The following is a 6,748-nucleotide window of genomic DNA, read 5'->3' as shown; positions in this document are numbered from 1 at the left end:
CGAGTTCATGCTGGTGTTGGCGCAGTTGGGCGGCTACTTGAACAAAACAGGGCAAGGACCGCCCGGTTCCACCGTAATCTGGCGTGGACTGCGGCGACTGCAGGCGTACCGCGAAGCCTATATTGCATTCGGAACGGGCTAAAAAAAGATGTGTAGGATAAAGAGGGCCAGAAGCCTAGGTTACGCCAGGAATCACCATGCAACTATCACTCCTAAGACAAAAAAGCGAACTCGCGAACGCAGCGATGCAGCGAGAAATCCTCGAAGGAGAGTCGACGCCGAGACAGCCATACTTTGACCAGAAACTTCGCTCGAGCGACCTACCAAGCCTGCGTGCCAAGAGCATCGAAGTGCTGCAGATCAACGTCGGCAAGTTGTGCAATCAGACGTGCACCCATTGCCACGTCGACGCCGGGCCAGACCGACGCGAAAGCATGTCGCGAAAAACTGCCGAGCAGATCATTGACGTGCTCGCCGACAACGACATACCGACGCTAGACATCACCGGCGGTGCACCGGAAATGAACCCCAATTTTCGTTGGCTCGTCGAGCGGGCCCACCAACTCGGACGCAGGGTGATTGATCGCTGCAACTTGACGATCCTGATGGCCAATGGATTCAAAGACTTGCCGGAGTTTCTCGCCGAACATGAAGTGGAAGTCGTCGCGTCCTTGCCGTGCTACATGGAAGATAACTGTGATAGCCAACGCGGCGATGGCGTTTTCAAGCGATCGATCGACGCCCTCAAGCGGTTGAACCAACTGGGGTATGGACGTCCGGGATCGGGGCGCAAACTGACGCTCGTCTACAACCCGACGGGAATTTCGCTGCCGCCGTCGCAACACGAACTCGAAGCGACCTACCGCGACGAGCTGAAATCGCGGTATGACATTGTGTTTTCGGAACTGCACACGATTACGAACCTTCCTATCAGCCGGTTTCTCGATGATCTGCGTCGCAACGACCAACTCGATGAGTACATGCAGAAGCTGATCGATGTCTTCAATCCGGCCACGGTCGAGGGTGTCATGTGCCGCGCGATGGTCTCTGTTGATTGGCAGGGAAATCTGTTTGATTGCGATTTCAACCAAATGTTGAATATGGGTTTAGCACCTGAGCTACCACAGCACATTGCGGATTTCGACGCTGCGAGACTTGGCGACCGCTCGATCCGTACCGGCCGACATTGCTTCGGCTGCACCGCCGGCTGCGGCTCGGGATGCCAAGGAGCGGTAGTGAAGATGGGTTCGCAGGAGACAATGTGATACCTCGTGTCCACGGCACGTGAAGTCGCCTTCTCGGTGCTTCTGGCGCCACTACCCTTTGCCGTATCCGAAGAGATTCGGCAACATTCCTCGATCGGGTTCGCCAGAGTCTGTCGGCCGCGAGCCACGCCTCCTATCGAGGCTGCAGACTGCGATACGAAGCACGTCCGCTACGCGCTGCTGAGTAGCCGAGCGATTAGCCTGACAAACGTTGTTCCGTCCAAAGGTTTGGCGACGTACTCGGTACACCCCGCCTCGACACAAGTTTGGCGATCGCCTTCCATCGCATGGGCAGTGAGTGCAATGATCGGTTTGCGAAAACCCTCTGCACGCAGCCGGCGTGTCGCTTCGTAGCCGTCCATTACCGGCATCTGCATGTCGATGACGATCAGGTCAAACGGGTGCCCGCCGGATTCCGCCGCCGCAACCTTCGCGACGGCGTCCTCGCCATTCTCGCCGACGACAACCGTGCCCCCGGCCCGTTCGATAAAGCGTTGAGCGATGAACCTAATATCGCGTCGATCATCCACGACTAAGATGTGTCCCCGGATCGGATCATCACCGCTGCTCGACTGTATACGCGGCTCTGGTGAAGGCGCTGACGCAGCCCAATGATCAGGGGCCACGTAGGCTGCATCCGCAATCGTTTCTGTCGGGATCTGCAACGAAAATGTGCTTCCCTGACCCCGGACACTCTCAGCGAAAATCCGCCCCCCCATCATTTTCGCGAGCCGTTGGCTGATCGCCAATCCCAGCCCCGTGCCGCCAAACTTGCGTCCGACGGACGAATCACCTTGAGAGAACGGCTGGAAGAGAGTCTGCTGCTGCTCGGCCGTCATGCCGATTCCGGTATCGATCACGTCGAACTGAATCGTTGCTTGAGCGGGATCGTCACTGCAACGGATAGCCAACCGGACGGATCCTTGCTCGGTGAACTTGATCGCGTTACCGATCAAATTGAGCAATATCTGTTTCAGACGTTTCGAATCGCCCTTGGTTTTCTGCGGCACCCGCTCAGAGAACTCGACCTGAAAGTCCAGTGACTTTTCAGCCGCTCGCACATTCATCAACGAGTGCACGTTCGCGACCAGCCGATCGAGACGAAAGGTGGTCGCCGCAATCTCCATCTTGCCGGCTTCGATCTTGGAAATGTCCAGGATGTCGTTGATGATGTCCAGCAGGAACCGACCGTTGCTGCGAATGATCTCAACGCAACTCATGTCATCGGGATCGTCGAGCTGTTTCCCCAGGATATCGGTGTAACCCAGGATCGCGGACATCGGCGTCCGGATCTCGTGGCTCATATTGGCCAAGAACTCCGATTTCGCCATATTGGCCGCGCGCAGCTGGGACTCGATCCGTTTCAGTTCGTCGATTTCAACAATCGAACCGGTCATGCCCACGAACCGTTGATCGGTCCCGGTGCGGGGCGACGCAGAAACGATGCACCACCGGTAGCCGCCGTCATGATATCGCAACCGAAACTCAGAGCGATAAAATCGGCGATGCCGTGTCGCCTCCTCAAAGCCCTTCACCAATCCTTGCCGGTCGTCCGGGTGTATCGCCGATTGCCAGCGGGAGCCGAGACCTTCGCCGTCAGGCATACCTGTAAACCCGTACCACTGGCGATTGAGGTACGTGCACTGACCGTCGAGTTCGCTGACCCAAATGATCACCGGTGCGCAATCCGCCATGGTACGAAAGCGTGCTTCGCTTTCGTGAATTTTCGCATCCGATTGTCTTCGTAACCGGCCGAGTTGGACGTGCGCACGGACGGAAGCCATCAATTCCTTGGCGCTGAACGGCTTGGTTAAATAGTCGTCGGCACCCGCCTCCAGCCCTTCCACGCGTGCTTCTTCTCCGGCGCGGGCCGAAACGAGGATAATCGGCAGCAACTTCGTCGTTTCTTGGCTGCGAAGCTGCTCCAGCAGTCCGAAACCATCGAGGTTCGGCATCATGATATCGGCTAGAATCAAGTCGGGCGGGTTTGCCAGAGCTTCTTTCAGGGCCGTTGACCCATCCGCGACTGTCGTTACGTCATAGTGTTCGGACAACAACCGGCAAATGTATTCCCGCATGTCCGCGTTGTCGTCAGCCAGCAGAACCCGCGGGCGATGCTCGGGGTTCGGACTGGTAGATGGTGACAGTGCGGCCGCATTGTCACTGCGGGCGGCGTGCGTTACATCGGAACCTGGAGCGATAGACTCGTCACCGCCAGGGATCCAGCGCGCCGCCTCTTCCACAAACGGTGAGGCGCCCAGTGACGTCGACTCCAGCGTCCTTTCGGCACTAATACGATCAGCCGGCAAATGCGCTTTCCCCAACGGTATTAGCACAGTGAACGTGGTGCCTTCGTTCAGCTGACTCTCGACGCGGACATCGCCACCGTGCAGCTTGACCAATTCGTGGACCAGGGCCAACCCGATCCCGGTTCCCTCCTGGGTTCTGCCGTGTGAAGTTTCCACGCGATGAAACCGTTCAAACAATTTCGGCATCTCCCCTTCGGGAACGCCTTCGCCCGTGTCACGCACGCTGAGTCGGACGTCGCCGTTTTCAACGGACATCGCGACGGAGATCTCGCCTTCCAGAGTGTATTTGAACGCGTTGGAGATCAGATTCAGAACAATCTTTTCCCACATGTCTCGATCGACGAAAACCGATTCGGCGAGTGAACGGCACTCGACGGTATATTTCAGCCCTGCTTTTTCGCAAAGCGAGCGAAAGTTGCTCGCCAATTCACTCGTGTAGGTCGGAAGATCGGTCGGTTCATACGAAGCTTGAACCCGGCCCGCTTCAATCCGCGAAAAATCTAGCAGCGTATTGACCAGCTTCAACAGTCGCAGAGAGTTACGGTGGGCAACGGTCAATCGCTCGCGGTGCGGCTCGGGCAATTCCACGTCGGTTGCCGTCAGGCTGTCTTCGAGCGGTGCGAGCATCAGCATCAACGGCGTTCGGAACTCGTGGCTGACGTTGGAAAAGAAAGTCGTTTTCGCGCGGTCGATCTCCGCTAGCAACTCCGCCCGGCGTCGTTCTTCTTCGTACGCTCGGGCATTGGCGACCGCCGCCGTGATTGCCGACGACAACAGACCGAGAAAACTGCTGTACATTTCGTTGAAGGGAAGTCTCGGACTGACGCCGGCCACGAGAACGGCGACCGGATGCTCTGCGCCCGGAGGACAGATCGGCAGCAATACGACTCTTTGACAATCCTCGGGGTAGGGGCCACACGGCAGTCCCTCAAACCCATTTTCGTTATCGAGCGTGAGAGGATTCGCTGTGTCGAGGATTCGCTGCAATGGCCAGGCGATTGCGTCACTTTGTTCAAGGTCCATCTCGACGGGGCTCGCGGAAGTGCCGCGGTCGATGCCGCTAACGCCAGACAACGTTGCCCGTTTGCGTTCATTGTCGATCACGTAGATCATCGCCAGCGGCAAGTCGAATTCGCATTCCGCTAAGATGTTCGAACTGATCTGGAACACCTCGTCGACGGAATGAGCTTCTGCCGCTCGCTCCGCTAGATCCCTGAGCACCCGCGTGCGACGCTCACTGAGCATCTTGCTGGTCGTTTCGGTGACCGGATGAAACAGACCACCAATGCCACCGCTTTCATCTCGGATGGGACTGAACGAAAAAGTAAAAAACGTCTCTTCCAAGTAGCCGTTTCGGTCCAGAAACATCCGCTGATTTTCCAGGAACGAAGTTTCCCCCGCCAGCGCGCGGGAGAACGCGTCCCCAATTACTGGCCAGGGCGACGCCCAACACTCGGTGAAATCCTGCCCCATCGATTCCGGATGTTTCTCGCCGCAGATCGGCCAGTAGCCGTCATTGTAAATCTGTGTGTGATGCTTCCCCCAAGCCAGTGAGATGGGGAAGTTTGATGAAAGACATAAGCTGACTGTGGTCCGCAAACTCTGAGGCCAGGAATCAATCGGGCCCAGCGGCGTCTTTGACCAATCCATCGAGCGAATCGTTTTTCCCATCTCCCCACCACCCACAAGCCAGCTATCGCTCGTTTGACCCGGCAAGTTTTCGGGGGGCTGATTTTCCAGTGATTCCCGGCGGCGTTAAAAACGCCGTGTTTTGCGGGGTCGGCATTTGCTAGCACTTCGCCATGGTTGTGGCGAGTCGTGGACTGCCAAAATCTTGCTGGTTTTCTATCATGAGAGGGTCCAGAATCCTTCGGCGTTGAGCACCATCATCATGACAGACCAAACGCTTTCCCCCAGAACCCGTCGGTTCCTTTCAGCCGATGCACTCTTCAAGCTACTGCGGACTCGATTCCAGTGCGTCCAAGACGATCGAAAGCAAGCCAATCTCACCTACCCCATGGTCGATGTGCTGATGAGCGCTCTGGCCATGTTCGTCTTCAAGGATCCTTCCCTGCTCGCATTCGAAGAGCGAAAAGACGATCAGTCACTCAAAAGGATCTTCAAGATCAAGGACATCCCCAGCGACTCTCGAATGCGAGAGATCCTTGATCCCATCGACGTCGAGCAACTCAATGAAGCCTTTGCTGACATCTTTGCCGAACTCCAACGCGGCGGGGTGCTGAAGTCGTTTCGATTCCTCGATGGGGGGTACTTGCTAGCGATCGACGGAACCGGTTTCTTCAGTTCCTCGAAGATCTGCTGCCCGAGTTGCCTGGTCAAGAAATCCAAAGACGGAAAAACGAATTACGCTCACCAAGGCGTTGCGGCAGTCTTGATCCATCCCGAGCGTAGCGAAGTGATCCCGTTGGCGATCGAGCCGATCATTAAGCAAGATGGGGAAACCAAGAACGACTGTGAGCGAAACGCAACGCGGCGGTTACTCAAACGAATCAAGAAGCAACACCCCAAGCTCAAACTAACGGTGACCGAAGACGGTTTGGCGAGCAACGCGCCGCACATCGCTGACCTCGAAGACTTCGGCTACCACTACATCCTGGGTGCCAAACCGGGCGACCACAAGCATCTGTTTGATCAAGTGATTGAGACCGGAGACGATTCAAAGTTGCACAGTATTCGGACTGCGAAGATCGACAAGAAGGGATCCTATCGTGAGACCCAGTGGGCCAAGCAACTGCCACTGAACAAGAGCAACCCTGACGTGCTCGTGAACTATGTCGGGCAAGCCGACCTGACGAGCGATGGCAACATCAAATCCATGTTCAGTTGGGTGACCGACCACACTGTGACCAGCGCGAGCGTTTTGAAGATTGCTGCAGGAGGCCGTTGCCGTTGGCGAATTGAAAACGAGACGTTCAACACGCTCAAGAACCAGGGGTACCACTTTGAACACAACTACGGCCACGGCAAGGAGAACCTGTCGACGGTTCTGATGCTGTTGATGATGCTTGCATTCTTGATCGATCAAGTTCAGCAAGCGTGCTGTCCGTTATTTCAAGCCGTACTTGCGAAACTTGGTTCGCGCCGCAGTCTTTGGTCTCGCCTTCGCAGTGCCGTTGATTCGTTCATCTTTCGCAGCTACTGCGAGATACTCGA

The 6,748-nt window shown here is 56.4% G+C and carries 3 protein-coding genes; 2 read left to right on the top strand and 1 reads right to left on the bottom strand.

The window, feature by feature from the left end; translation table 11 throughout:
* The first annotated feature begins 197 nt into the window (after positions 1-197).
* Positions 198-1,265 (top strand): arsenosugar biosynthesis radical SAM (seleno)protein ArsS, encoded by a 1,068-nt coding sequence (gene arsS, locus CA85_RS24440; RefSeq protein ID WP_146394337.1) that lies wholly within the window; start codon positions 198-200, stop codon positions 1,263-1,265.
* Positions 1,266-1,435: 170 nt separating this feature from the next.
* On the opposite strand, the gene CA85_RS24435 is transcribed toward arsS, so the two are convergent.
* On the bottom strand, positions 1,436-5,224 hold the full coding sequence (locus tag CA85_RS24435) for an ATP-binding protein (protein WP_186775204.1): 3,789 nt from the start codon (positions 5,222-5,224) through the stop codon (positions 1,436-1,438).
* A 241-nt stretch (positions 5,225-5,465) separates the two neighbouring features.
* Between CA85_RS24435 and CA85_RS24430 the strand changes: the two genes are divergently transcribed.
* On the top strand, positions 5,466-6,748 hold a 1,283-nt coding region (locus CA85_RS24430; protein ID WP_146394334.1), incomplete at its 3' end, for a transposase.

This window comes from Allorhodopirellula solitaria, assembly GCF_007859855.1.
GTDB classification, from domain to species: Bacteria; Planctomycetota; Planctomycetia; order Pirellulales; family Pirellulaceae; genus Rhodopirellula; species Rhodopirellula solitaria.
The sequence above is the reverse complement of the archived record's forward strand: the minus strand, read 5'-3'. Positions and strand labels throughout refer to the sequence as shown.

Coding starts and splice junctions, on each gene's coding strand:
- arsS (WP_146394337.1), top strand. CDS start 198: ATGCAACTATCACTCCTAAGACAAAAAAGCGAACTCGCGAACGCAGCG.
- CA85_RS24435 (WP_186775204.1), bottom strand. CDS start 5,224: ATGGATTGGTCAAAGACGCCGCTGGGCCCGATTGATTCCTGGCCTCAG.